Annotated in this window: 26 protein-coding genes and 1 tRNA gene; 17 read left to right on the top strand and 10 right to left on the bottom strand. The window is 58.7% G+C overall.

Features of this window, described 5'->3' with window-relative positions; genetic code table 11:
* Window positions 1-43: 43 nt before the first annotated feature.
* The 3 genes from RBH20_RS09310 to RBH20_RS09300 all read left to right on the top strand — a co-directional run bounded on the left by RBH20_RS09310 (window position 44) and on the right by RBH20_RS09300 (window position 3,722).
* Window positions 44-2,017: a flippase activity-associated protein Agl23 gene (locus tag RBH20_RS09310; RefSeq protein ID WP_306707888.1), complete on the top strand. Its 1,974-nt coding sequence runs from the start codon at window positions 44-46 to the stop codon at window positions 2,015-2,017.
* Between the two features lie 25 nt (window positions 2,018-2,042).
* Window positions 2,043-3,188 carry a 5-(carboxyamino)imidazole ribonucleotide synthase gene (locus tag RBH20_RS09305; protein ID WP_306707886.1) on the top strand — a complete coding sequence of 382 codons (1,146 nt, stop codon included), beginning with the start codon at window positions 2,043-2,045 and terminating at the stop codon, window positions 3,186-3,188.
* A gap of 90 nt (window positions 3,189-3,278) precedes the next feature.
* Complete coding sequence (locus tag RBH20_RS09300; protein WP_306707884.1) at window positions 3,279-3,722, top strand: plastocyanin/azurin family copper-binding protein; 444 nt, start codon at window positions 3,279-3,281, stop codon at window positions 3,720-3,722.
* Window positions 3,723-3,911: 189 nt separating this feature from the next.
* Here the strand turns inward: RBH20_RS09300 and RBH20_RS09295 are convergent, their stop codons facing one another.
* Genes RBH20_RS09295 through RBH20_RS09280 form a run of 4 tightly spaced genes read right to left on the bottom strand, consistent with a single transcriptional unit; the run spans window position 3,912 to window position 6,353 of the window.
* On the bottom strand, window positions 3,912-4,553 hold the full coding sequence (locus RBH20_RS09295; protein WP_306707882.1) for a 30S ribosomal protein S3ae: 642 nt from the start codon (window positions 4,551-4,553) through the stop codon (window positions 3,912-3,914).
* Window positions 4,546-4,776, bottom strand: a complete 231-nt coding sequence (locus tag RBH20_RS09290; protein WP_306707879.1) for a KEOPS complex subunit Pcc1 — start codon at window positions 4,774-4,776, stop codon at window positions 4,546-4,548. Before RBH20_RS09290 ends, RBH20_RS09295 begins: the two co-directional genes overlap by 8 nt.
* Entirely contained in the window at window positions 4,773-5,882 is a 1,110-nt protein-coding gene (locus RBH20_RS09285) for a hypothetical protein (protein ID WP_306707877.1), read from the bottom strand. Before RBH20_RS09285 ends, RBH20_RS09290 begins: the two co-directional genes overlap by 4 nt.
* A complete protein-coding gene (locus RBH20_RS09280) occupies window positions 5,883-6,353 on the bottom strand; it encodes a 30S ribosomal protein S15 (protein ID WP_306707875.1) in 471 nt (156 codons plus the stop codon). It lies immediately after the preceding gene.
* A gap of 370 nt (window positions 6,354-6,723) precedes the next feature.
* On the opposite strand from RBH20_RS09280, the gene RBH20_RS09275 reads away from it, so the two are divergent.
* Window positions 6,724-8,415 carry a hypothetical protein gene (locus RBH20_RS09275; RefSeq protein WP_306710408.1) on the top strand — a complete coding sequence of 564 codons (1,692 nt, stop codon included), beginning with the start codon at window positions 6,724-6,726 and terminating at the stop codon, window positions 8,413-8,415.
* Between the two features lie 146 nt (window positions 8,416-8,561).
* The gene (locus RBH20_RS09270; protein ID WP_306707873.1) at window positions 8,562-10,286 is read left to right on the top strand and encodes a polymer-forming cytoskeletal protein; all 1,725 of its coding nucleotides are present in this window, start codon (window positions 8,562-8,564) and stop codon (window positions 10,284-10,286) included.
* Window positions 10,287-10,294: 8 nt separating this feature from the next.
* Here the strand turns inward: RBH20_RS09270 and RBH20_RS09265 are convergent, their stop codons facing one another.
* From RBH20_RS09265 to RBH20_RS09245, 5 genes are read right to left on the bottom strand one after another with little or no spacing between them, the layout of a single operon-like run.
* The gene (locus RBH20_RS09265) at window positions 10,295-11,038 is read right to left on the bottom strand and encodes a hypothetical protein (RefSeq protein ID WP_306707871.1); all 744 of its coding nucleotides are present in this window, start codon (window positions 11,036-11,038) and stop codon (window positions 10,295-10,297) included.
* Complete coding sequence (locus tag RBH20_RS09260; RefSeq protein WP_306707869.1) at window positions 11,031-11,474, bottom strand: hypothetical protein; 444 nt, start codon at window positions 11,472-11,474, stop codon at window positions 11,031-11,033. Before RBH20_RS09260 ends, RBH20_RS09265 begins: the two co-directional genes overlap by 8 nt.
* Window positions 11,464-12,444 carry a hypothetical protein gene (locus RBH20_RS09255; RefSeq protein WP_306707867.1) on the bottom strand — a complete coding sequence of 327 codons (981 nt, stop codon included), beginning with the start codon at window positions 12,442-12,444 and terminating at the stop codon, window positions 11,464-11,466. Before RBH20_RS09255 ends, RBH20_RS09260 begins: the two co-directional genes overlap by 11 nt.
* Complete coding sequence (locus tag RBH20_RS09250) at window positions 12,432-13,019, bottom strand: hypothetical protein (RefSeq protein WP_306707865.1); 588 nt, start codon at window positions 13,017-13,019, stop codon at window positions 12,432-12,434. Before RBH20_RS09250 ends, RBH20_RS09255 begins: the two co-directional genes overlap by 13 nt.
* A 1-nt stretch (window position 13,020) precedes the next feature.
* Window positions 13,021-13,626: a hypothetical protein gene (locus tag RBH20_RS09245; protein ID WP_306707862.1), complete on the bottom strand. Its 606-nt coding sequence runs from the start codon at window positions 13,624-13,626 to the stop codon at window positions 13,021-13,023.
* Window positions 13,627-13,836: 210 nt separating this feature from the next.
* Here RBH20_RS09245 and RBH20_RS09240 point away from each other — a divergent pair.
* Window positions 13,837-13,908 (top strand) — tRNA-Ala (locus RBH20_RS09240).
* Window positions 13,909-14,054: 146 nt separating this feature from the next.
* Here RBH20_RS09240 and RBH20_RS09235 read toward each other — a convergent pair.
* The gene (locus tag RBH20_RS09235; RefSeq protein WP_306707860.1) at window positions 14,055-14,243 is read right to left on the bottom strand and encodes a hypothetical protein; all 189 of its coding nucleotides are present in this window, start codon (window positions 14,241-14,243) and stop codon (window positions 14,055-14,057) included.
* On the opposite strand from RBH20_RS09235, the gene RBH20_RS09230 reads away from it, so the two are divergent.
* The 11 genes from RBH20_RS09230 (at window position 14,243) to RBH20_RS09180 (ending at window position 23,869) form a co-directional block, all read left to right on the top strand.
* Window positions 14,243-14,608 (top strand): hypothetical protein, encoded by a 366-nt coding sequence (locus RBH20_RS09230; protein ID WP_306707858.1) that lies wholly within the window; start codon window positions 14,243-14,245, stop codon window positions 14,606-14,608. The genes RBH20_RS09235 and RBH20_RS09230 overlap by 1 nt on opposite strands.
* The gene (locus tag RBH20_RS09225) at window positions 14,605-16,431 is read left to right on the top strand and encodes a hypothetical protein (RefSeq protein WP_306707856.1); all 1,827 of its coding nucleotides are present in this window, start codon (window positions 14,605-14,607) and stop codon (window positions 16,429-16,431) included. The genes RBH20_RS09230 and RBH20_RS09225 overlap by 4 nt, the downstream gene beginning before the upstream one ends.
* Before the next feature lie 91 nt (window positions 16,432-16,522).
* Window positions 16,523-17,851 (top strand): AAA family ATPase, encoded by a 1,329-nt coding sequence (locus RBH20_RS09220; RefSeq protein ID WP_306707854.1) that lies wholly within the window; start codon window positions 16,523-16,525, stop codon window positions 17,849-17,851.
* Window positions 17,852-17,853: 2 nt separating this feature from the next.
* Window positions 17,854-18,426 carry a hypothetical protein gene (locus tag RBH20_RS09215; protein WP_306707852.1) on the top strand — a complete coding sequence of 191 codons (573 nt, stop codon included), beginning with the start codon at window positions 17,854-17,856 and terminating at the stop codon, window positions 18,424-18,426.
* 257 nt (window positions 18,427-18,683) lie between these two features.
* Window positions 18,684-19,055: a hypothetical protein gene (locus RBH20_RS09210; protein WP_306707850.1), complete on the top strand. Its 372-nt coding sequence runs from the start codon at window positions 18,684-18,686 to the stop codon at window positions 19,053-19,055.
* Window positions 19,052-19,450, top strand: coding sequence for a hypothetical protein (locus tag RBH20_RS09205; protein ID WP_127014747.1), 399 nt, complete (start codon window positions 19,052-19,054; stop codon window positions 19,448-19,450). Before RBH20_RS09210 ends, RBH20_RS09205 begins: the two co-directional genes overlap by 4 nt.
* A 39-nt stretch (window positions 19,451-19,489) precedes the next feature.
* Entirely contained in the window at window positions 19,490-21,319 is a 1,830-nt protein-coding gene (locus tag RBH20_RS09200) for a hypothetical protein (RefSeq protein WP_306707846.1), read from the top strand.
* Window positions 21,319-21,480 carry a hypothetical protein gene (locus tag RBH20_RS09195; RefSeq protein WP_306707844.1) on the top strand — a complete coding sequence of 54 codons (162 nt, stop codon included), beginning with the start codon at window positions 21,319-21,321 and terminating at the stop codon, window positions 21,478-21,480. Before RBH20_RS09200 ends, RBH20_RS09195 begins: the two co-directional genes overlap by 1 nt.
* 22 nt (window positions 21,481-21,502) lie before the next feature.
* Window positions 21,503-22,057, top strand: coding sequence for a hypothetical protein (locus RBH20_RS09190; protein ID WP_306707842.1), 555 nt, complete (start codon window positions 21,503-21,505; stop codon window positions 22,055-22,057).
* Window positions 22,054-22,887 (top strand): hypothetical protein, encoded by an 834-nt coding sequence (locus RBH20_RS09185; protein ID WP_306707840.1) that lies wholly within the window; start codon window positions 22,054-22,056, stop codon window positions 22,885-22,887. The genes RBH20_RS09190 and RBH20_RS09185 overlap by 4 nt, the downstream gene beginning before the upstream one ends.
* Window positions 22,880-23,869, top strand: a complete 990-nt coding sequence (locus RBH20_RS09180; RefSeq protein ID WP_306707838.1) for a hypothetical protein — start codon at window positions 22,880-22,882, stop codon at window positions 23,867-23,869. The genes RBH20_RS09185 and RBH20_RS09180 overlap by 8 nt, the downstream gene beginning before the upstream one ends.
* Window positions 23,870-24,253: the final 384 nt, after the last annotated feature.

Genomic DNA, 24,253 nt, shown 5'->3' with positions numbered 1-24,253 from the left:
GGAAACCAGAAGGATTCTAATGCCCCATGTGCTTGAGCCAGGTATGGCTGAGTCGTCCCTGCTGTCTGCCCTCCACGATCTTCGGGACCGGAGCCGGTCCTGGTTCGCGGACGACCCCCGCGCCACCGTGAAGCTCGTCGTTGCCGTGACGCTTCTCGGACTCATCCTCAGAGTCGTAGCGCTCGGAAGCCGCGTCGCTCACTTCGATGAGGGTCGCGTGGCCTACTGGGCGCTGCATCTCCGCGATTCTGGGTCGTTCGCTTATCGCTACATCATCCACGGCCCGTTCATTCAACACGTCGATAGCTGGGTATTCACCGTCGCTGCGCCGACCGACTTCACGATGCGGCTCCCGGTCGCGATTGTCGGCGGCCTGCTCCCGTTGGCGGCGCTGCTCTTTCGCGAACACCTCCGGTCCGACGAGACAGTCCTCATGGCCGCCTTTCTCGCACTCAATCCGGTCCTGCTGTACTTCTCGCGGTTTATGCGCAGCGACGTATTGGTCGCTGCGTTTATGTTCACCGCCTTCGGCCTGCTCGTCCGGTTTGTTGACACCCGGAAGGCACGCTATCTCTACGGCGTCGCCGCGTTCATGGCGCTCGGGTTCGCCTCGAAGGAGAACGCCATCGTCTACGTACTGACGTGGCTCGGCGCGACCGGCCTTCTGCTGGCAAAGGTGCTCGTCCTTCCGAACGGCTACCGCGACGCGTACAGCTTCCTCCGGACCGTCCCGAGTATCGGTACAATCTGGGGCCGGCTGTCGGGCCGTGTCCGGGCGGACGTAGGGCTCATTATCAACATCGGTCGCTCGTTCCGCGACCGCCACGACAGCGCCACCTCCGTCCTCGCAGCGTACGCGAGCCACATCGTCCTCGCCGCGCTAGTGTTCGGCCTCGTCTCGCTGTTCTTCTACGCTCCGCGTGGGGCCGGTGTCGCGGGCATCGAACACCCGCCAGCGCCGGCCGCAAGTGGCGACGTGAACTTCTGGTCCGGCGTGACGAACCCATCACTGTTCCCCGAACTCGTCCAGACCACCTGGGAACGCGTCGTCGACCAGTACAGCGAGTGGTTCTCGCCGGCCTCGGAGAAGGCCACGACAACGGAAACAGGCCTCGTCGGGTCCATCGAGACGTTCTACGAGAGCGTCGACGGCCACTACGAGGTGCTCCTGAAAGCGCTGGGCTACACCGCGGCGCCGCTGCTTCTGTTCTCGGTGTTCGGGTATGCGCTCGACCGACTCGGAACCGTTGAGCCGCGCCACCTCATCCCGTTCGCGGCCTACGGCGGCTACGTCTCGATTCTGGGTTACCCCATCGGGACCGACATCGGCGCGCCGTGGCTCGCCGTCCACGTTGTCGTCCCGCTGTCGATTCCGGCCGCCGTCGGACTCGCTGCTGTGATCCGGTGGGGGAACGAATCGCTGTCGGCTGACGACGTGACTGGTGCGGCCATCGCCGCCGCCATCGTTCTGCTCGTTACTGCACTCGTCGTCAACACGACCGTAACGCGGGTGTACACCAACGAGCATCTGGAGGGGAATCCGCTGGTCCAGTACGCCCAGCCACAGGAGTCGCTCCGTACGGACCTGGCGGAGATGGACCGAATCGCGACGGCCAACAGAAACGGCACCGATGTCGTCATGTACCACGGAGAGCGCGGCGACGCCTACGACGGCGACGACGCGTACGTCAAGGAAGACCGCGGTCAGTGGAACGACTCGTGGTGGAACACCAGACCGACCTGCCTGCAGTGGCACAACTCGCTGCCGCTACCGTGGTACTACGCGACCGACGACGTGAACGTCTCCTGTGAGAACCGGCCCGACACGCTTGCCGAACAGGCGCAGGCGGACCAGCCGCCGATAGTCATCACCCAGCAGATCGACAACACAGTCCCTGCCGAACAGCTCGAAGCCGCCGGGTACGTACCCAAAACACACCGGATGCGAACGAAGTACGGCTCGAACGACATGACGGTGTGGGTCCACGAATCCTACGGCCGAGAACCGAACCGTTAACCCTGCTGCTGTGAAAGCGCGCGGTATGACGCTCACGTCACCAGGGCCGACCGTCGGCGTGGTCGGCGGTGGCCAACTCGGCCGGATGCTGGGCGAGGCGGCCGCGCCGCTTGGCCTCGAACTGCTTGTGACCGACCCGACACCGGACTGTCCGGCCGCGCCGGTCGTCCGCGACCAGATCGTCGGGGATTTCGACGAGGAGGCGACCCTGCGGGAGCTCGCCGAGCGCGCCGACTACCTCACCTTTGAGATCGAACTGGCCGATCCGGACGTTCTCGAACGGGTCGCCGAGGAGACGGGGACGCCTGTGCATCCCACTCCAGAGACGCTCCGGACGATTCAGGACAAGCTCGTCCAGAAGCGCCGGCTGTCGGATGCCGGCGTTCCGGTCCCCGAGTTCCGTGCCGTTGACACCCCCGACGACCTCCGCGAGGCCTGCGAGGAACTGGGCTACCCCGCGATGCTCAAGGCCCGGACCGGCGGCTACGATGGCCGCGGGAACATCCGCGTCGAGGGGCCGGACGATGTCGAGGGCGCTGTCGACGAGATTGCCGGCCCAGCGATGGTTGAGGAAATGGTCGACTTCGAGCGGGAACTGGCCGTTATGGGTTGTCGCGGCGCGGACGAGCGGGACACGTTCCCGGTCACCGAGACGATTCACCGCGAGGAGATTCTGCGGGAATCCGTCGCGCCGGCCAGAGCGTCACGAGCCGTCCGCGAACGCGCCCGAGATGTCGCTCACGACGTGCTTGACGTGATGGACGGCCGCGGCGTGTTCGGTATCGAACTCTTCGAGACGACCGACGGGGAGATCCTGCTCAACGAGATTGCGCCGCGCCCGCACAACTCCGGACACTGGACTATTGAAGGGTGCCATACCTCGCAGTTCGAGCAACACCTCCGCGCTGTCACCGGCCAGCCGCTGGGGTCGACCGATCAACGGTTCCCCACTGTGTCGACCAACATTCTCGGGGACGTGACCGAGCGCCAGCCGGCGGAGCTACGGGGCGAAGACGGCGTGCTCGAGACGCCGCGAGCACACCTGCACTGGTACGGCAAGCGCGAGGTGTACGCCCTCCGGAAGATGGGACACGTGACAGTGACGGCCGACGACCCGGACGGCCTGCTCGCCGACGCCCGCGAACTCCGTGACGGCCTGACCTTCGAGTGATCGCCGCTGGCTGACTCCCGAGTTTGGAGCCACGGGCCGATTGCGGTCCGGAACCGAGCGGTCTTTGACTATGCGGTCCTGAGTCGCAGTATGGAGCGACGGGATTTTCTCCGTGCGGCCGGTCCGGCGGCAGTCGCAGGGCTCGCCGGCTGCCTCGGCGGTGGGAGCGCTGACACCGACTACGACGTTGGGATGTCCGCGAAGGCGTACCGTCCGATTCGGATCGCCGTCGAACCGGGGACGACCGTGCGGTGGCTCAATACGAGCAAACAGGGCCACTCGGTCACGGCCTACGAGGACGAGATCCCTGACGAGGCCGACTACTTCGCCTCCGGCGGCTTTGACACCGAACAGGCGGCCCGCGACAACTGGGGGAGTTCCTCCGGCGGGACGATGTTCGAGGGTGACGATTTCACGCACACTTTCGAGACACTCGGCGAGTATGCCTACTTCTGTATCCCGCATGAACGAGCCGGGATGGTCGGGACTGTCGTCGTAACCGAAAACCCCGAAACGGCGACAAGCGTCGAGTAGCGGCACTGTCGATTTTGCCGGGTTTTTCTCGTCCGCGCTGAGTGGAGCGTCTGCGCGCTGTTTTGCATTCTCGGTCGCTAACTCCGACCGTCGGCAACAACGTCACAGAAGAGACGCATGTCTGCCGCGTCGCTGTCAGATATCGATCTCTAGTGGGGCGGAAAAATCGAACGTCGGTGTTGGAACGTGTTAGGCTTCGACGTCGACGTCTTCTTCGTCCACGTCGACAGCCGTCTCCTCTTCGGCGGCGACTTCTTCGGGCCGCGCTTCGAGCGTTGTCTTCTTGATCTCGACGCGTCGGAGCGGGTAGATGTCCTTGGCCTCGCCGTAGATGGCCGAGGAGAGACGCCCTTCGACGACGCTGTCGATGAGCTGTTCGAAGGAGCGATCTTTAGCCGTCTCGCGAACGAGGTCGATCATCGTTCGGCGGATGGCCTTCTCTTGGGAGGCATCGGCCTTCTTCGTCGTCACGGCGACCGGCTGAATCTGGACACGGTAGTCGTCCGTGGTCAGCACGGTAATGTAGGCCTCGACCTTCGAAGAGCCTCGGCGGACGAGCGAGCGGAGATAGTCCCGCGTGAGTTCATGGCGGATGAACTCCGTGTACGCTGAGTCCGAGGCGACCTCGTTGATCTTGAAGGTCAGCTTCGTGTTGTTCTCGCTGGCGTCGTTGGTCAGTTCGCCGAGCGTTGTTTCGATGGTGCGTCCGAGCACCTTGTCCGGTTCCTCTGCCGGTGTCTTACCGAGAACCTCCCGGTCGAACTGCTCGGGAGCCTGCACGGTGTACCACCGTTTCTGTTCTGTGCGCTTGGAAACGCTTCGTTCACTCATGGTTGGATTGTGTGTGTTGGTCTGCGAGCTGTGCTGCAACCCGGATGTTGACAACGTAGTCGTCGACGGTCGCCTGCAGGCCGCTGGTCGAATCGCGCTCGACGGTCGTGACCACGGCATCGCCCTCGACGCGCGTGGTCATCTCGTCGGTGTTATCCGGCCGCACCGCGCGTGCGATGCGTTCGGGCGAGTCGTGTGTCGTCCGAATCTCGGCCCGTCTCATACTGCCTCCCGGAACGCTTCGATGAAGTCGGCCGTCGAAACGTCAAACCGGGCGTGCGCTCGGTCGCCCGTCCCGACGGCGTCACCGCCGACCATCTCGGCGGCTGCATGCATCGTCTCTGCCACGTCCCGCCCGTCCGTGCTGCGGGCCGCGGCCCGGTCGTCGGTAACGACGAGCGTCACCGGTTCCGGCGCGCGGTAGTCCGCGAACAGGCGGGCGACGGTGCCGGTCGGCATCGCGTCGCCGCGGGCGACGAACAGGCCGTCGTACCGGCCCGTGGTCGCCTCGGACACTGCGTCGTGAGCGCGTGTGGCGTGACTGCGCCAGGCGGCCAGCGCGTCCTCGTGGACGGTCTCGTGGCCGAGCGCGAGTGCGACGGCGGTGCCTGGCTGTTCGCGAGCGACGGCGTCGAGTACGTCGGCGTAGCCGCCGACTGTCTCGAAGGGGCCGCCTGTTGTCGGACGAAGCGCGCGCTGGACCGCGTCAGCGGCCCGTGGCGGCGCGTCCGTGGTGACGGCCAGCGCGACCAGCGACGCGAGGCGTCGGCAATCGTCGGCCGACGGGTGTCCGTCGGGCGAAATGTCGAGCTCCGCCAGCGTGGCCCGCGCTGCGTCGGCGTCGCCCGAGAAGGGCGCGACGAACAGCGTCGAGTGGGCCAGCCCGTCCGCGAGGTCTGTACCCGGCACTGCGACGCCGGGCCGCTGGTCAAGCCCCGCCTGCTCGGCGGCTTCGGCAACAGTCCCGTCAACGTCCCCGGCGGCAATCGTGCCAGCCAGGGCGAGCGCGGGGTCGGCCGTACCGAGTTCGCGGGCGGTCTCGAAGGCAGTCGCGGCGGCGCGGTCGGTCAACGTTATGTCGGCGGTCGGCTGCGTACGACCGATTGCGACGGTGATGTCGGTCTCCGTGGTCCGGTCGGGGTTCTCGAACGGGCGGACAACGCTCGCCTGAAACGGCGTGTCGTTTAGTGCCCGCGCCAGCAGGCCGGTCGCGGCCAGCGCCTCGCCGGTCGCGTCGCTGACGAGGCGCACGAAAGCGGCCTCCCGCAGCGACCCGGCGAGGTCACCGGGCGACGTGGCTGGCGTCGGTTCCCGACCGGTCGCCGACATCTATTCGAGACCCAGCGCTTCGACGGCGTTGTCGTAGCTGTAGGTGAAGTCCTCGTCGACTTCGTCACCGCGGTAGTAGTCGATGAGGCGTCGGATCTTCGATTGCGTGTTCTGGAGCGCACGCTTGTTCTGGTAGTCACCGGGGTTCTCGTCCATGTGATCGCGAAGGCGGACGGCCCGCTCGAGCAGGTTCCGAAGGTCTTCCGGGAACTCCGGTTCGGCTTCGTTCTCCTCGAGAATCTCGGTGACTTTCTTGCCGGTTGCGAGCGAGACGTCAGGGATCGGCGTGCCTTGGACGCCCTCGTCGCGCAGCTTCAGGCCGATCTCGCTTGGCGAGTGGCCCTGTTCGGCCAGTTCGACGACGCGCGCTTCGATGGCGTCCTCGTCGACGTCACTCCACTCCGGGGGTTCGTCTGCCGCCGGTTTGTCCGAGTCGGACGAACCGCGACGGCGTGTATGCATTCGTGCCATTGTAATCTGGTTGGAACCGCACGAACCGCTCTCGTTACGAGGCGTATTGGCACTGTACAGTGCCGAACACGGCCGCAATCCCGAGCTGTGAAAGTCCACAGCGAGTCAGATTTGCGGTCGTGCTGTTCCCATCTTACTGTCTGAGAGGGCGCGACTAAACCGTTCCGCTTCACGCCCAGTCTCTGACCAGTGATACCGTCCACGAATTCGTACCGCAAGGAGACTCCTTCACGGTATCACAATTGATAACTTGCCCATCTTGTTTAAATCAGTTGCTGGGGTACATATGCCTAGTATGGGTAGCGCTGGCTGGAGCCTCGGAAACCGTGGGCAAAGTGCTCCGCTCGGGCTAGCGCTGGTTTTTGCGGTGATGATTATATCGACGACGGCGGTTGTTGCACTGGGTGCTGACGCAATCACGAGCACGCAGACGCAACTCGACATGGAACGAACCGAGAAGTCGTTGACGGAACTCAACTCCAAAACCGCGCTCGTGGCACTGGGACAGACGGATGTACAACAGGTTTCCCTTCCCGCAAGCAGTTCGAGCACCTATCGAATCGATGAGGATGCCGGGTGGATGAACGTCTCCTATCAGAATACAACGTCCGGGAGTCGGACGACCGTCTTCAACGAATCGATGGGTGAGGTGGCGTATCACGGCAGTGATGAGACGCGACTCGCGTATCAGGGGGGCGGCGTCTGGCGGACCAGCGGCGACGGAACATCGGTGATGGTGTCTCCACCCGAGTTCCACTACCGAGACGCGACGCTAACGCTGCCGCTCGTAACGGTGAGTGGGTCCGGAGCAATCAGAGACAGCGCGTCGATCTCCCACAACCGAACAACGTCACACTTTCCCAACAGCACGCGCAACGCGAACTTCACGAACCCGCTTGAAAATGGGAAGGTCAACGTTACCGTCCAGAGCGAGTACTACCGTGCGTGGGGAGAGTACTTCGAGGAGCGAACAGACGGTGACGTGACGTATCATCCCGATAGCAATCGTGTCTCGATTATTCTCAAGGTCCCTGCAGGGCCACGAACGGTCCGGAACGCCGTCGCCGCAACGAGCGACTCCGGCTCGATCAAACTGAGCGGGAACGACGCATTTACCGACAGCTATACTTCGGCGGATGGGGACGGGTACGACGCCTCTGAGGCTGGTGATGGCGGCAATCTCACAACGGCAGGTGATGTCACCGTCACCGGGAGTGCGGAACTGAACGGCAACATCACCTCGGGCGGGCGCGTCGAATTCAGTAGTAACTCGATGACGTTCAACGGCGACCGAGTAGAATGGGCAGACGCGTTCGACGACAAACACGGCGCGTGTACAGGGTCCTGTTCCGACGAACAGATCAGTTCGTTCGGCGAGACTACCAACATCAACTCTCACGTCGACACACAGGTCGACGACCTATCGTCGTCGAACGATAACGGGGGAACGATAGCTGACGACGGCGTTATCGACGGGACAGAGGGGACGACGACGCTGTCTGCGGGCAGCTATCACGTCGATAGAATCGACTTGAGCAACGATGTCGAGTTCGACACGACTGGCGGAGACGTAATCATTGGCGTCGAGAATTACGTGAGCCTCAACACCGGGAACGATATCACGGTGTCTGGTCCGAATCAGGTGAAGATATACATAAAAGGCGAATCGTCCGCGTCTGGCGGGAGCGCCGACGGCTATCACTTCTTCACACGGGCGAGCGAGATCAGGACAACCGGTGCGGTCAGTGAGCGGTCAACACAGGTGTGGATCTACGGCAAAGACACCCTTCAAGCCCGGATGGAAAAGAAAGGATCAGATAAGTCCAGAGTCACTGGTGTCATCTACGCGCCAGGGGGAAAGACCGGAACAAGCACGTTCGAGATCTGGAAGAGCGAACTCTACGGCGGTGCAGTCACCAGCCAAGTCGAACTGGAAAAAGGTGGCAGAGTCCACTTTGACCAGGCACTCAAACAAGAGCGAACACTTCCCAAAGACACGAGCGTGGTTGCGATCACCTACCTCCACATCTCGACGAACGACGTCAATATCACGTCCAACTGACAGCCAACACACTCACTCCAGCACTATCAAAAGTAGTAGCGCTTGCCGTCAGTCTGTTTTCGCTGTGTCCGCGATAAACCGCCGCTGGTAGCAACTATCAGCGGCCGGCCAGCAACCTTATCAGCCATGATAACTACTGTCGGATAATGAACTACCCCTGGGGTCAGCAACGCGCCCAATCAGCCCCGCTTGGGCTGATACTGGTCCTCAGTCTTGTCATCGTTGGTTCCGGTGTCGTTGTCAGCCTAGGAGCGACGGCGCTGGTCGATACTGAGGCTGGGCTTGATGTCTCCCGGGCAGAGACGGGGATGACCCAGTTGGACTCTCAGGCGGCGCTGGTGGCGCTTGGGAACGCAGACAGCCAGCAGGTGTCGCTCGTTGGAACGGACAAATCGACGTACCGAATCGACGGCACTGCGGGTCGGATGACCGTCAACATCACCAACCACTCGGCTTCGCCCTCAACGACAGTCACGCTGATGGATGAGCAACTCGGCGCAGTCGTCTACGAAAACGGGAACCAGAAGGTGGCCTATCAGGGCGGTGGCGTGTGGCGACGCTCCGATAGTGGCAGTGTCATGGTTTCACCGCCGGAGTTCTACTACCGCGATGCGACGCTGACGCTCCCGCTCATCACCGTCCGCGGTGACCACTCACTTGGCTCACGGGCGAGTGTTTCGAAGGACAGCACGACGCAGGTGTATCCCGACCAGGCGGCCGGAAACATCAATCCGCTGGATACGGGGACGGTCAACATCACCGTCAAGAGCGACTACTACCGGTCCTGGGGGCGCTACTTCGAAGAGCGGACCGACGGCGACGCGTACTACGACCACGAAAACGACAGCGTGACCACGACGCTGGTCGTGCCGACGGGGCCACGAGAAGTGACAAGCGCCGTCGCGGCCACGTCTGCTGGCGGACAGATTACGCTCTCCGGTAGTGGCACCGACCCTGCCCGAACGGACAGCTACAACTCATCTGTCGGCGATTACGCGACCTCACAGGGGTCGTTCGGCACAATCACTACAGCCGGTGACGTGTACGTCAAAGGGAACAGCGAGGTGGACGGCGCTGTTCGGTCCGGGGACCGGGTCGAGGTGAAAGGGAGCGGTGTCGTCACCCGTGACGTGGAATACTCGACGACGAAGCACATCAAAGGTACTGTCAACGGGGATGTCAGACAGATTTCTGGTGTCGAAGGAGCCGGCGCCATCGATGGCCTGGTGAACCGGCGAGTCGCCAACGCAAGCGACACCAATGACAACGGCGCGATCGGCAGCATTTCGGGCGATCAGCTCGTCGCCGGTGACCAGACGCTGGACGCGGGCACATACTACCTCGAAGACCTGACGCTGGACGGCGAGACGCTGACGATTAACACAGGTGGTGACAACGTGACCATCGCGGTCCGGGACTACGTCTACATCAAGAACAACGGACGGATCAAAGTCAACGGTGACGGGAAGGTCCGCCTCTACGTCAAAGGCAAAGCCACGTCCGCCAGCGGCCACCACTTCCACATCTATCGCACCGGGGATGTCGATATCGACAACGCCAACAACGCCAAGCAGTTCTGGGTGTACGGCCAGTCTGACTTCGACGCCGTCATCGAGGGAGACACTGATACCCCGCAGTTCGAGGGCGTGATTTACGCACCCGCCAGCGGCGTCGGGACCAGCAGTGTCTCCCTCAAGAAGGCTGAACTGTACGGTGGACTCGTTGCTGGGTCAGTCACGGTGGATAACGGCGGGCTAGTCCACTACGACCGGGCGCTCAGAAACGAGCGAGCCGTGCCGAAGGACACGAACATTATCCGGCTGACGTACCTCCACGTCTCGAAAAACCGGATCAACGTGACCAGCGGGTAGACAACTGGTTACTGGTCAATCTCGACTGCAATGTCGTGATAAACCACGTACGTCCGCTGGATGTCGCCGGAGGACGACGTGAAGTTACACCAGCCGTTGGCCGCGCATGTGAACCCTTCACTCTCGAAGTACGACTGCCAGAGTTCCTCGCGCTGTGGGTCCGAGTCGACGCTGACGTTGACGTGTTCGATGTTGCCACCGGTATCGGCGAACGAGACGTTGCTGCGTCGGTGGTTTGTCCGGACGAGCACCGTCGACCCGCCCAGGCTCTGCTGGTCACTGGCGGTCGTGCCGACCACAGTGATGAGTACGCGGTCATCTGAGACGACTATCGGCGGCGTTCGTTTTTGCACCCCGCCGTCCCGGTTCGTCCGATACACTGCCCCTGCCTCGTAGACGAGTGCTCGCTCCTGGTTGCCGGCGTAGATGATCGGTCGTATCTCCCAAGTCCCGACGTCTTTGGGCGCAGTCCCGTCGTGGACTTGCACCGATATTGTCGTGTTTTCGCCCGTCCTGAGCGAGGCCTCACCGAGACTGACCTCGGTCGCCCGGCTTGGTGCGCCCTGTCTGTGGAGGTCCGCGATGTTGTCCGAGAGCACATCGAATGCCCGTTCAGCGTTTTCTATCTGCTCCGCGTCCCGAGCGTTCTGTAACGCCCCTAGGCCGCTTACAGAGACGAGTATGATCGACGCCACGATAAGGCTGAACACCAGCGCAAAGCTCAGCACCTCACTTACCGCGCGATCAGCCATCTCGGACCTCCAGTTGCTCGCTCGATTCGTCGTAGAATACGGTTATCACACCGCCGCCGGCGGTGGAGTCGCCCAAGTCTGTCCGGGTTGTGAGCGAAACAGTCACCGACACCTCCGGGGAAGTCGATTCAAGCGTGAGTTCATCGGCGGTGGAGTCAACTGAGACCCGATAGCCGGTTCCACTCACCCGTGCCGGGAAGGTGTGATTCAGCCGCGCAGTCGGGTCGCTGTCGGCAGCGACCACCAGCCGGTCAATACGCGCGATGTCAGAGGCCACCTGCTGTCCGATGACTTCGAGTTCATCCCTGATGACCTGTTCCTGCCGACTTTCGACGAAGTTGCCCCCAGCAATGAGGAGGCCAGACACCAGAATCGAGGCGATAGCCAGACTCAGCGTGTAGCTCAGCGTCGTCGAGACGGCCCGGTTACGAGGCATCTGGCTCACCCGGGGCCACCCGTATCTTTGCCTCGTACCGTAAGTTCGACGTGTCATAGCGGTAGTGGACGGTCGTGTTGTAGATCGCGGTCGTGCTGAACGGCGACGTGGGCGCTATATCGAGCGTGTTTGCCGGCGTGCTATCCCGGACGACCATTGAGTAGTTTCCCCTAATCTGATCGCCCGACTCGTAGGTGAGATTGTACTCGTCGCCGACGCCGTGGGCGAATCGCCCGTCGAAGCTCCCGCCCTGGAGCGCGAGACACGGCTCGCCCTGCACCGTGCCGCCGGTCACGTCGATATGGGCGTACGGCTCCTCGATAGGGACAGCACAGGTCTGTGTGCCACTCGGTGTATCGACTTCCACGTTGACCGTCCCGCTGGGGCCGACGGCGCCCCAGATGCGCATCGTCCATTTCGGGTTGCCACCGGTGCCGTTCGCTATGACGACGAACTCGCTTCCCGAACTGGGGAGCTGTGTCGCGTTGATGACGAACCGCCTGGTTGCGTTCGTTCCGTCACCCGGGCGCGTGACCCGCTCTCTGACCATCCAATTGGCGCTCGGTGTCGCTTCACTGGAGTTGAACACCGACGTATCGTTCTGGACGATTCGCGTGCCGTAGGTTGGCGAGCCGGCGAGTGTGACGTTCACCAGTGTCCCGCTCGTGACCCGCTGGCGCTCCGTCTGTGTACTGACGGTTCGGATGCTCTCACGGACACCACTTTCGAGTGTTGTTTGGGTCGAGTAATTGTACCTGTTGGCCGCGGTGATACCCTGCCCGACGTTCGTCTCTACCATTGCCCGCATCTCCAGCGCGTCGTTGCTCCCGGCGACCTCACCCCGGCTCGCGAGGTTCTGCGTGTAAATTGCAGAGTTGACGACCAGCGCAAGACCGATGAATGTCACCGCCAGAGCTAACGCAGCGATAAGGATTATTTGTCCGCGTTCGTCGTTGTTCAGATGCGCCACGCAACCACCTCCACGCTGACCGTGTTGTAGACGTTCTTCCCGGTGTCCGAGACCGTATAGTCGGTCGTCGGCTCACCAAGTCGCGTGCTGTTACGCGTCCCGTCCGCGTCTCGCAGGTGGTCGTCGTCCATGAGCGTGATTGTGTGGCTCGCACGTACCGCGTTATCGCTCGGTTCGCCGCTGTAGACGTAGCGTGTCGTGACAGTTCTTCCCTGCGTGTTCTGGAACCTGAGATAGACGTTGTATGCGATTCCCCGCTGGTCGAACGCGCGCTCTAGCAACTCCCCAAACCGATTGTCCGGCGGCCCGTTCGTGTAGTACTCTCGACCGCCGGCCGTGTTATGGAACTGTGCCGTGCTGTTGTTCCAGTAGAGCACAGCCGGCTTCAGTGCGCCCTCTGCCGCCGCGGAGGCGAGTACCCCGTCACCGACTGCCTGCTGCTGGTTCTCGATGTGTTGACTCGACGTGCTCGCAGACAGCGGCGTCACGGCTGTCATCTGTAGCGCGAACACCAGACTTGCCAGTAACAGCATTCCGCTGACGATAGCTTCGAGCGTGTGCGCTTGCGCGCGCATACTACCACATCACCACGCGAACTGTGACATCCTGCCCGTTCAGCGAAACCACTCGCAGCGCAGTGACCGATGCGTCGTTGTTTGTCGGTGGATTCCCACCGGTCGTGAGTATCGTCCCACAGCCACCACTGGCCGCAACGAGTTCTTCGTTTGCTCCATCCCAGCAGAGCGTTTCATCAGCAGCTGCTGTCGCCGTCGCGTTTCCTCTGATCGTGACGTTCACGTTCTCCAGAGCTGGGTCGAGACCGACCCGCTCCTCCGTACTCCCGCCGGAGTTGTAGCCACAGCCTGACGGTGGCGTGTTCCCAGCGAAAAACTCTCGCGTGCAGTGTTCGTCCAGAACGTACGGTTGCTGTGGCGACCCGAGCATCCCCATTGTGAGTCCATCGGCGACTCTGTCAGTCGTGACCGTTTCCTCCTGTACCGCCGCAGAAAACGGCGACAAAAGTCCCGGAATGAACAGGAATATGAATATCAGAACGCTCAGAAACAGGCTCATCCCGATTGCGAAGTCCAGCGTCGTCTGCCCGCGCTGGTGCTCTTCGATCCAGAGTGACCGGCCGACACGCCGGTTGGTCGACTGCGTCCTGTTTCTCCTACGGTTCATTAGCCTGAGTCACTACGCTGAGATTACTGTAGCGATGGTCTCAGGCGTTATAGCCATTATGGCCGTACTGTAACTCCAATTACCAGATCGCTGCGTACCCTGCGGGGTCAATGCAATACTGGTCTAACCGAAATCGTGGGGCCGGTTCTCTATGTCCCGGTGCTTCGATGGGTTTAAGCAATCCCATCGGAAAGCAGACAATGCACACAAGGGCTCGTAGATCAGGGGTAGATCACTCCCTTGGCATGGGAGAGGCCCCGGGTTCAAATCCCGGCGAGTCCATCCTAATTTTACTGTCGTAAACAGGGAATTTATATCACGGCGAGAGCGCCGTCTCTCCCTGTTTTCGGCACAATCGGGGTTCGAGAACCTTCCCCGGAAAAAGAGAGTTCATTGGAAAAACGGATGCACCCCTCGCAGTCATGCGATTATTCCGAGGGAGTCTGTTTCTCTAACAGTTCCCGGAGGTGGTCGGCGTGTCTCCTGACCGCGACCTCGCCCAGCCCACCGACTGGCCATTCGCTCGCGATGAGTTCGTCCGTGCGTCTCGCCTCCTGGAGGCGACCGACGACGATGTTCGGCGAGCTATTGAGGGCGTCGAGGACGGTGGTCGGCAATGACGGACTGGTCGAACTACGTCCAGTACCGCTGTCCACTCTGTCAGGACAACTGCATCAACAGGGCCGACCATCCAGCGGCGGAGGCCAATCGCTGTAAGCAGTGCTACAGTGTCCCCTCGACAGACACCACAAGCGAGGGCGCGGGAGAGCTGGCACGCCCGGAAGCGCAACGCAGTGAGCATCCCGGACCGGAGGGCGAGCGCCAATCGCACTCCGCACCAGCTCGACCAACTGGAAGCGCCCCCACGCGGGGCGACCCGGAAGCCCGAGCGTTCCCCCCGAACCCGGAGGGTGAGGGGAATCCCAACAGCGACACACCGGGCAGCCGACGAACGGACGCCCGTTCTGATGGTCCCAAATGAGCGTCGTCGAGCCGCCGGGACACCTGGGCGGTCTCGACCTCGCCGATAGATGTAACACTCCCGTCTTAGCAGACCTTCTCGAAGAGCGCAACCTTCTCGGTCACGGCCAATTGCTCGACGGAACTCTCACAGAACGCGACGAAGACCGCGTACGCGTGGCGAAGTTCATCGCGGCGCATCCCGAGGGTACACCGTTGTCACACGTCGTTTCGTACGCCGTCAAAGGCGTCTCGCCCGAAGCCTGCGAGCGCGTCGAAGGCTCTGATCCCGACTACCAGTTTGCATACCGCTTTGTCGACGATCTTGTAGCCCCTGAAAACCCCTACGTGCGGAAATCCGAGTCTGCAGGGGTTCTGATGGTGACCCCGACCCTCCGCCTTCTTGACTTGATTACAGAAGGCATTACTCAAACAGCCAACGAAGAGGGCATCAAGTACGACAGAGAGTTTCTGCGGAACTACCTCGCTAAGGTCGATTCTGTGGATGATGACCTACGGGAGCTGCTGAAGGACGGTTTTACATCCTACCTCAATCGCATCAAAGACTACAAGCTCTTGTTCGATGTCCACTTCGTCGACCGGCGTGGTGGCGAGTCGACCAAGCGGATGACGAAGGACTATAAGACTCGCTTCAACGACCAGGGCCGCGTTTCCAAACAGTTCGCCCGATTCAACGATGCGCTCGAATACGGCTACGAGAATGCTGACAACGCCGTGTTGGTCACACTGACGACCGACCCAAAGCGCCAAGATTCGCTGCTCGATGGAATCGACTCTATCAACGAGAATTTCAATCGGCTTCTTTCGTACTTCGATTCCGATCCCTCGACGAAAGACAATACTCGACGTTCCGCTGTTCCCGGTTGGCGGCACGATCTCGATAGCGAGGTGACTGGGCGACCGCGTGACCGTCCGGACTACATCAAGGCCTTGGAGTTCACTGAGAAAGGCTATCCGCACTTGCACGTCCTGTTCTTCGATGTGCCGACACGCGATGAGGACGGTATGCCGTGGCTCTGCGACAAACCAGAAGTAGCTGCGAAGTGGGCTGACTACGGTCAGGGCGAGATTGTCGACGTGTACCCACTGACCTACCGGAACGACCTCGACGAGCTGGAACTAGAGTTCCAGAGCGACGAGGGATTCGTCGACTGGTATCGCTTTGGCGACCACGATCACGGCGAACAGTGGGTTCGAGAGCGAACCCGGTCACACGAGCTGATTGAGTTCGGTGACGAGAGTCACGAGAAAGAATCAACAGCTGGTGCATACCTTGGGAAGTACCTGAGCGCTACGTTCGGCTCGCTGCTCGACGCTACGGAGTCTTTCGAGCAGGGTGATGAAGATCGAGAGACGTACGCTGACAAAGCGGCGACGTGGAAGCTCGCGCTGTACTGGGCGACAAATCGCCGGTTCTGGTCTTGTTCGCGCTCGATTACTGAAGGGATTGACCCGAACGACCACTTGCAAGATCCTGATGTTCGTGAGGCTGTTCGCTGGTGTTCGCTTGACTCAGTACAGGCCACGAGTGAGAGCGAAATACGCGACGAGTTAGCCCGTCGGCAGTGGGATGACCTCAATGATTTCGATGCTGCCGTAGAGCGGGCGATCTCTGATGTGGAACAGCCACAGGTGCGTTCAACGTTGCCTGAAAAAGCTGAGTTCCGCTGCGTTGTCGACTACATTGGTGCATATGCGTATTGGGATCTCCCCAACGATGCGCTAGCTGATATTTCCTATAATCTTGAGGCCACAGAGGACTCTGTTGCAGAACCTGATAAACCGCTGATTGTCGACCGTGAGAACGACCCGTCCATCGCATAGGTTAGGGCTGACATGTGGCAATAGAATTAATACAGAATCATAGCTGACCGAAGGACTCAAGCAAGAGTCCACTTATATTTTCAACTAACTAATGACGCGAATCGATCACCTCCGCATTAACGGATTCAAGGGAATTGATAATTTGGAGGTGGAACCAAATTCAATAAACCTGATAACTGGTCGTAACAATACCGGTAAGACATCTCTTCTGGAAGCTGTAGATATCGTATTTAATCCAGAAAGCATTGGAAGGTTCAAAAAGAATTTAGATAAAGTTATAAATGCTCAGTCAAGTTCAGGCTCAGTTGGCGTAGAGTTTCGGCGAAGTCAACAGCTGCGGTTAGATGACTTTGACACTTCCGAACCAGAAAAACAAGTACGAGAGGTTGGGTTTAGGGAACCCCGTCCCGAGGAGGTCGCCGATATTTTTGATCATACGCTTAAGGAAATTATTGACTTAAACGAGGGATATCCAATTCGGATTGAAATGTCAGATGAGTCTGGTAATCTTGATTCGGCTGAGTTCAATCTAGGTATGAAAGATACTTTACAAGATGTGGTGACCGAAATACCAATTGACGATATTTCTGCTAAAATGAAAAATAATATCATTATATTAGAGATTGAAGGTTACGAGTATGCTTATATAAATCTCGGACTGCAATATAACGAAGTTCGTGATGATATAGTATCGAGGACTTATCAAAAACTGGTTGAGGAAAGACCTCAGGTTAAGGAGACACTGGAACAGAGTGAACACTCTAGAAACCTAACCCGGGATATTCGACAAGCAATCAGTGCTAATCTAGCGCCCCGGTTCGGCTCTAATAGATTTGTAGGGGAAGACCCTTCCACGGTGGATGGTGTCAAGATGATCGATTCTACGTTACTGGAAGCTGATGAGATCAGCTTAGCGGAGGAAAACTCTGCTGTCAGAATTAGTGATATAGAAGATTATCTGAAACATAACGATATCGTTGAAAATCTAAATGATTTCTCTTTTGACTCTCTTGTATTCGAAGATGATGATGAGGGTAAGTATGAAATTCCATACCAATTTATGGGTGATGGATTTAAGACCATAGTTGGGGTACTCTGGGAAGTTTTGTCTAAAGAACGTACAGGCAACGTTCTTCTATTAGAAGAACCGGATGTCCACATGCATCCAGGGTATATTGAGGGGTTGTTAGAACACCTTGTTCAAATTGTTCGAACAAATGATATACAGATATTCATAACAACACACAATATCGATACGATTGAGGGATTCTTTACAGAAAAGATGGATGAAAAACAGGGAGAATATTTAGAGGAAAATCTTCAAATAATCCAGTTAACAGACCCTGTATCTCGTACTTTAGATTATAGAAGTGCGGAAGAAGAAATTGAAGAATTAGGTATCGACCTCCGAGGTATCTAAGAATGAAAAAAGTTGTTTTCAGCGAAGGAAAAAACGATGTGGAATTTCTGCGATTAGTCCACAAAATTGAGCGTATACCCGATAGCTATGATATATTCTTGACCGAAGAAGATGACGAGAGTCAAACAAAGAGATTGAGGCAATATTTAGTTGATGATCGTTTTGACATAATGTATAAATCAGAGGGTGGTGTCACACGCTTAATCAAGAAATTTAAAAGCCATTCGTTAATGTTTGAGAACTTCTCGTTATACTTGTTGGTAGATTTAGATGGTAATGGATTCTCTGACTTCTTTACCGACCTAAATGATGCCCTTACAGAAGATTACGGAGGTAAAGTACAGGTCTCGAAATCAGGACAAACAACTAATACGGATATGATTATTTGTAACTGTGATATAGAGATCAATAACTCACAAAATCGACCTTTGCCCATAATGGCATTTCATAATAGTCTTGAAGCGGCGACTGGATTAAAATATTCTGAACCACGTAGTACAAAGATACGTAAAATGAAGGCTTATCTAGAAAACAACCCTACTATTTTGACGGATATTGTTTCAACTATACACTAACAACCGCTTATTGCTGGCAAATACCCGCCAAACTATACTTATTATTGCAAGTATAGGTCATAAAATAACTGGAAGCCACATCGGCCTAGCTCGTTCAAGTGCTTGACTCCGCCAGAGGTTATCCACCAGTCGTGTTAGTTTCTCAAGAGTGGATTCAGAAAGCCGAATAAACGCACTCATTTGCGTTTTAGCCCTGTTTTCTACTTTCACCGAGGCGAGCGACCCCTTCTAGTTCCAACCCACGAATTTTCTCCTGTATGGCAACTCAGGAAACGCCATCCTTCGACGATCTCGAACCGGTCGAAAACAGCACCTCTGACGACTACGATTCGGAGTGGATTGATCTCGAACCCGGCGAATCGGTCGTCGGTGAGATTCGAGAACTCTCGCCCAACTGCGGCAAGTACGATACGACCGTCATCGAGCTAGCCCGTGGCATCGGCGACGTAGTCGCCATGTGGTCGAATAGCCAGATCGACAACGCACTCGACGACAACGACCTCGGCGAGGGCGACGTGGTCGGCATCAAGCACACCGAACAGACGAGTACGTTCACGAACGAGGACGGCGAAGAACAGGAGTACGACATCTGGAAGGTCCGGGAACTCCCTGCCGGAGGGCCTGAATGAGCTACCAGAATCGCGCGAGCGACATGGTGAGCGACTACATGAACATCCGTAGTCTGCCCGCCATGCTGTCGGTGGCGTTCGTCGCGGCCAGCCTCTACCAGTTCGGCGGCATCACCACGGTCGAACTCCCGTGGCTGTCGTACACGCTGACGACACAACACTCGCTGCTGATCTCGCTCGGGGCCTTCGCTGCGGCGTTTGCCAGCTCCGAGACGAAGCAGTTCGAGTACTACGAGGACTGGGAGAAGATCGCCATCGCACTGGGTCCCGCTGTCATCCTCGGCAACGAGTACCTGCCAGCGGTGAACGACTTCCTCACTTCCCTCGGCGATCCGCTCGGGATGCAGCTGGCGTTCCTCGCCACGGTCGTCTCTTGGGGAGTCGCTGTTCAGTAAACCGATGATACGACGCTATTCTTTCGGAGGTGAACAACGATGAGCCACGCACGCTCAATCTTGCTGGCTGGTCTGCTCGTCCTGTCGACAGTTGTTACTGGTGTCGGCCCCGTGCTGGCACAGTCGACAGAGACGGCAACCGACAACGGGCCAGTGACGCAAACCTTCGAGACAGGCCCGCACAAGGTCAGGATTGACCTGTTCGATGTGTCGTCTGAGACTACTATCACCGTGATTACCGACGAGTCGCCCGCTGGCGACAACACGGCGATTCTGAGAAAGACCGTCAGTGGCTCTCACAACAGCGCACACCTCCGAAATGCTGGCGCGTATGAAAAGTTCACCATCCGCGTCGAAGGCGCTGATGGGCCGGTGTCGTTCAGCAAGGGCGGCGTCACGAACGCATGGAAGCCGGGCGATGACGGCAAATTCCTCGGCGACACGGGTGGAGACGCCGGATTTACCTACGACCTGAGCGAGCAGATCGGGGAGTCGGTGATGCCACAGGTTGTCCAACTGGACCGGACTGGACTACCAGACAGTACAACGATCAACACGACCGGAACCGACGCCCAGCAGGTAGAAACGGACATCTACCAGTCAGCACTAAATCAGCAAGCGCAGTCTGAGAACTTTCAGACGACGCTGAACAACTATCTATCCGATACAAAGACTCAGGCTCGGATTATCGGCAAGAACGCATACATCCGCGCACTGAACAACGGTTCCAGCAAATCCGCCGCGAAAACTGCGTCAAAATCGGCAGTAGAGGACTACTATGCGACGAAACAGGTCCAACTGTATAACGAATACGAGGCCAACGTCCTGAACTGGGACTACCTAAATTCGATTGCTCGGGACGAAACCGGCGTTACATCGGTCAATCAGACCGATGTGAACAGTACGGTTGGATTCGACAACACCGACGGTGGCGGCTCATTGAAATATCTCGGAACCTCGCAGGCAGGCTTTACGCTCGTCAATAACTCCGCGTTCAGCTACACAACTGTCGGATTTCAGGCGAGTGGTGGCGGGAACACGAAAAGCTGGCAGGCTGTTCCCGCACATAAGGACCCAGCCGCAGACTTCTGGGACAGCTACTTGCATACGTCCGGAACAGGCGCATACGGCCTTCAGGTCCGTAGTTCGGTGGATGACGGGGAACCCGTGAATGTCCGCTGGATGGCCTACGTAAACCTCAATTCAGAGATAGAATCACAGGCCCAGACGGTCAAAGGCGACATGGACACGCTGGCCGATAACACCTATAGCGCCTACCAGAACGGCGAAATCAATAGTAGCGATCTCGTTGATCCCTACGTTCTGGCGTCCCAGCAGTCCGCAGGCGATGACTTCCAAGGCTGGACAGCCGCGCAGTTGACCCTGATGGGCCAGAACTCCCCGGCGAACTTCGACCAGATCGGGAGTTTCAACATCAGCACTGAATCTGGAAAGCAGTACGAAGGCGTTCTGTTTTCGCAGGAGAACCCTGCCAGCGGACAGTTTGAGAACGGGTCGACCTACGACACGGCGAATATCGGTGGTACGCAGTACGTCGTCACCAGTGACCAAATCGTAGAACTCGACGGGACGTTCACCATTGACAGAATCACCACCATGAGCGGTGAAACCACCGAGAACGTCACCATCCAGAAAACCACCTACAAGACCACTAACGTCACCGAACTCAAACAGCAGTACGAGGATCTTGCGCAGAAGCGAGCGGAGATCGAGGCGCGTGAGCAGAACCTTCGTGGCTCGGCTGGTGGTGGCCTGCTTGGAGGTTCATCTTCCTCACTCGTACTGGCACTGCTCGGCGTTGGCGCACTCTACGCCGTGAGCCAGCGGCGAACGGGAGGTAACAGCTGATGGTCTACTGGCTGGCTCTCAAGCTGGTCCCTCGGGACGTGTGGCTCGTCATAGTCGCACTCGTCGCGCTGCAACTGTCGGGGGCCGTCGACGTGATCGGGCCAGCCATCGATCTGGTATCGTCTTGGCTCCCTGAACCCTCGCTCGACTGGTTCTGGTGACCAACACGCGTATTTTTCGAGCATGAACCTACGCACGCCCATACTCCTCATACTGATCGTCAGCTGTATCGCTCTCGCTGCACCAGCAGCAGCGCAGGAAAACACGAACGAGACGGCGACCTCGACGAACGTCTCCGCACCGGACGGCGCACCCAGTGATGTCGAACTCGTCGTTGACGAGAACGTGGTGGTTACAGGCTATCGCTACGAGGACGGCCAGATGCTGATCGACTTCTGGTCGGACGAGTACAAGGTCGTCAGTGTTGCCCCGCAGGTCGAAGATGGGTCGGAAGCTGGCAGTGTCTCATTCCGTGCGGCTGTCGTCGACGCGGATACGACCACAACAGTTCGAGTGCCATCCAGCGGTGGCGTCACACTCTGGACTGAGCAATCCATCGAACAGCAGCGGTTCCACTACCTCCGCAAGCCCAATTCGTTCATCATCACTGGTCCGTGGAGTGGCGAGGACGTTCGCAACGCTGCCCTTGGCAGTGCGCTCGGCGTCGTGATTGCCGTCCTGTACGAAGCCGTCTCCGCGAAAATAGGGTCGGCACAACGAGGTGAGCGACTGGCATGACCGACGACGAGAGTAATCCCGATCTCGACCGTGACGAGATGGCGCACAACGCCGAACCCGGTCCGGATCACAGTCGGACCTATCGACTGTTCCGGTGGTTCACGGAGAACCTGTTGCTGATAGCCTCCGGTGTTGGTATCGTCCTGTTCGTCATCGCGTCGATACTCGGCTACGAACTCCCCCGAAGCCTGCGCCTGATCGGACTCTGTGCGCTTGTGACGATTCCTCTGGTCGGTCGCCCGACGGGCAAGAAGGTCCGGTCCCTGCTCTGGGACCCGAATTACGTCTGGCTCGTCGATATTGACGCCCGGCACACCAAAGGTGGTATCTTCCGCACTCCTGGGCAACGATTCCGCGAGTGGTCCATCGAGGACGGGCAACTCGACTGGGTGAGTCCGAACCTCGCCTTCGGCAAGAACGTCGATCTCGAAGCCCAGACGGTCGATGGTTGCTGGCGCGGTACGCTCTCCGACCGTGAACTGATGCGAACGCTCCAGGCCGTCGAAGAGTGTCGCGGCCAGCTCGAAGCCGACGCCAAGCGCGGCTTCGCCATCGAAGCGCAGGCGTTCACGATCATCCGCAACGCCACGCGTAAGGCGGTTCTCCGTATCGTGTCGACGTTCGAGCGCGGAACATTGCCGGACGAGGGTGACGCCCTGACCGACGAGATAGATTCGGCTATCGAACAATTCGGTCTTGACCGAAAGATCCGCGCTGCCGAGGACGACGAGTCTCCGGAGTCTGATGTTCCGGGCGTCCGCGTCGATCTCGACCAGGACCTGGCCGACCTCGCTGGTGCTGGCGGCGGAGGTGTTTCAGCTGATGACTGACTCCGACGAGAGACTACTGACGGCAGCCAAACTCAACGAGGTCGTTGCTGGGAACATTGAGGGCGGCGAGTCCCTGCACGAGCATACTGGAGTCGTGGGTGATGACGCTGACCGGGCGACCCTGTCGTTCGTCTCGTCGCTCTTCGACCGTGGTGCTGAGGTGAACGGTTCTCGGTCGTTCGGGCAAACCACTCTCTCCGACGTTCTCCAGTCTAAATATCACACCGAAGCGGCTACTCGCGCAATCGAAAACGGCAACGGGTCGCTCGCTTCCTACCTCGTCGGCATCACTGAACAGGAACTCGACGCGTCGTCGTTGACCGTGACCGCTCGCCTGATGGATCGGCTCGAAGCCGACGGGACACTGACGACGGTTCTCGCTGCGGGCCGACCCAACACTGGTAAGACGAACACGATGTTCCTGCTCGCCTCGGATATGGCTCGTGCTGTCTGGGACGATGTGCTGGTTATCTCGAACTCCAAGACATGGGAAGGCGCTGACCGCTACGTCTCCTCGATGCACGAGCTGATGACGCTCCTCGTCGAGAACCGCGACATTCCGAAGACGTTCGTTCTTGACGAAGCCAGTCGCTACATGGACGCCCGTGTCTACAGCCGTGAAGTGAGTACCCAGTACGCTCCTGCGCTGAAGGCCATGAGCAAACTTGGCGTCGAGGTCGTCGGTGCTGTCGGTCACACTGGGAAAGACGTCGTCCCCGAGTGCAAGCGCCTGACAAATCTGGCCTTCTGGAAATCAGCTCCAGATGTCGTCGAGTTCTACACCAACTGGGACGGTGACGCTGATCGGCCTGATTCCCCGCTGTTCGATGCGGACCTGACCGATCTCGAACCAACGCTGCACAGCTACGATCCTGACGACGTGGCATCTTGGAAGTGGAACCTTGATCCCGATGTATGGCACGGCTTCGACGACTGGAATCACTTTGGCGACCGACTGGAAGAACTCGGTCCAACACCGTAGCCGACGATCTTCGTAATCCCGTCGCCCACCCACCCGCCGACCCACCGCTTTCAGGGTCCGGCCACGGTGTGTCTGCTGATTACAACAACGCCACAAGCGAACGGCGACGCGAAGCGCCCCCCTCACACGGGGGGCCGAGCGAGCCTGTGAGCGCACGCCCCCGAGCGGAGCGACGGGGGCAATCCCAGTGCGAAAGTAAAGTTGTAGACTAATAGCTATTGAAATACAGTAATCATGAGGTTTAGTCAAGAGTTGCTGGGTTATTTTAATTACATTCTCGCTAAATCACAAACTCATATAATATTATCAATAATACCGGAATCAGAGATGATATAATTATTGAAATTTGTGAATAGTATATTTCTAACGACCAACTGCTTATTG

Origin of the sequence: Haloarcula sp. H-GB4, from assembly GCF_030848575.1 — an archaeon.
GTDB lineage: Archaea > Halobacteriota > Halobacteria > Halobacteriales > Haloarculaceae > Haloarcula.
Note: the sequence above shows the minus strand (reverse complement) of the source record. Positions and strands in the feature narration are given on the sequence as shown.

What these genes read in the sequence shown, in the direction of transcription:
- RBH20_RS09305 (WP_306707886.1), top strand. Translation starts at nt 2,043, where the DNA reads ATGACGCTCACGTCACCAGGGCCGACCGTCGGCGTGGTCGGCGGTGGC.
- RBH20_RS09300 (WP_306707884.1), top strand. Translation starts at nt 3,279, where the DNA reads ATGGAGCGACGGGATTTTCTCCGTGCGGCCGGTCCGGCGGCAGTCGCA.
- RBH20_RS09290 (WP_306707879.1), bottom strand. Translation starts at nt 4,776, where the DNA reads ATGAGACGGGCCGAGATTCGGACGACACACGACTCGCCCGAACGCATC.
- RBH20_RS09280 (WP_306707875.1), bottom strand. Translation starts at nt 6,353, where the DNA reads ATGGCACGAATGCATACACGCCGTCGCGGTTCGTCCGACTCGGACAAA.
- RBH20_RS09250 (WP_306707865.1), bottom strand. Translation starts at nt 13,019, where the DNA reads ATGCGCGCGCAAGCGCACACGCTCGAAGCTATCGTCAGCGGAATGCTG.
- RBH20_RS09215 (WP_306707852.1), top strand. Translation starts at nt 17,854, where the DNA reads ATGAAAAAAGTTGTTTTCAGCGAAGGAAAAAACGATGTGGAATTTCTG.
- RBH20_RS09275 (WP_306710408.1), top strand. Translation starts at nt 6,724, where the DNA reads ATGATTATATCGACGACGGCGGTTGTTGCACTGGGTGCTGACGCAATC.
- RBH20_RS09260 (WP_306707869.1), bottom strand. Translation starts at nt 11,474, where the DNA reads ATGCCTCGTAACCGGGCCGTCTCGACGACGCTGAGCTACACGCTGAGT.
- RBH20_RS09295 (WP_306707882.1), bottom strand. Translation starts at nt 4,553, where the DNA reads ATGAGTGAACGAAGCGTTTCCAAGCGCACAGAACAGAAACGGTGGTAC.
- RBH20_RS09225 (WP_306707856.1), top strand. Translation starts at nt 14,605, where the DNA reads ATGAGCGTCGTCGAGCCGCCGGGACACCTGGGCGGTCTCGACCTCGCC.
- RBH20_RS09245 (WP_306707862.1), bottom strand. Translation starts at nt 13,626, where the DNA reads ATGAACCGTAGGAGAAACAGGACGCAGTCGACCAACCGGCGTGTCGGC.
- RBH20_RS09220 (WP_306707854.1), top strand. Translation starts at nt 16,523, where the DNA reads ATGACGCGAATCGATCACCTCCGCATTAACGGATTCAAGGGAATTGAT.
- RBH20_RS09285 (WP_306707877.1), bottom strand. Translation starts at nt 5,882, where the DNA reads ATGTCGGCGACCGGTCGGGAACCGACGCCAGCCACGTCGCCCGGTGAC.
- RBH20_RS09230 (WP_306707858.1), top strand. Translation starts at nt 14,243, where the DNA reads ATGACGGACTGGTCGAACTACGTCCAGTACCGCTGTCCACTCTGTCAG.
- RBH20_RS09265 (WP_306707871.1), bottom strand. Translation starts at nt 11,038, where the DNA reads ATGGCTGATCGCGCGGTAAGTGAGGTGCTGAGCTTTGCGCTGGTGTTC.
- RBH20_RS09185 (WP_306707840.1), top strand. Translation starts at nt 22,054, where the DNA reads ATGACCGACGACGAGAGTAATCCCGATCTCGACCGTGACGAGATGGCG.
- RBH20_RS09190 (WP_306707842.1), top strand. Translation starts at nt 21,503, where the DNA reads ATGAACCTACGCACGCCCATACTCCTCATACTGATCGTCAGCTGTATC.
- RBH20_RS09180 (WP_306707838.1), top strand. Translation starts at nt 22,880, where the DNA reads ATGACTGACTCCGACGAGAGACTACTGACGGCAGCCAAACTCAACGAG.
- RBH20_RS09270 (WP_306707873.1), top strand. Translation starts at nt 8,562, where the DNA reads ATGAACTACCCCTGGGGTCAGCAACGCGCCCAATCAGCCCCGCTTGGG.
- RBH20_RS09195 (WP_306707844.1), top strand. Translation starts at nt 21,319, where the DNA reads ATGGTCTACTGGCTGGCTCTCAAGCTGGTCCCTCGGGACGTGTGGCTC.
- RBH20_RS09210 (WP_306707850.1), top strand. Translation starts at nt 18,684, where the DNA reads ATGGCAACTCAGGAAACGCCATCCTTCGACGATCTCGAACCGGTCGAA.
- RBH20_RS09310 (WP_306707888.1), top strand. Translation starts at nt 44, where the DNA reads ATGGCTGAGTCGTCCCTGCTGTCTGCCCTCCACGATCTTCGGGACCGG.
- RBH20_RS09205 (WP_127014747.1), top strand. Translation starts at nt 19,052, where the DNA reads ATGAGCTACCAGAATCGCGCGAGCGACATGGTGAGCGACTACATGAAC.
- RBH20_RS09200 (WP_306707846.1), top strand. Translation starts at nt 19,490, where the DNA reads ATGAGCCACGCACGCTCAATCTTGCTGGCTGGTCTGCTCGTCCTGTCG.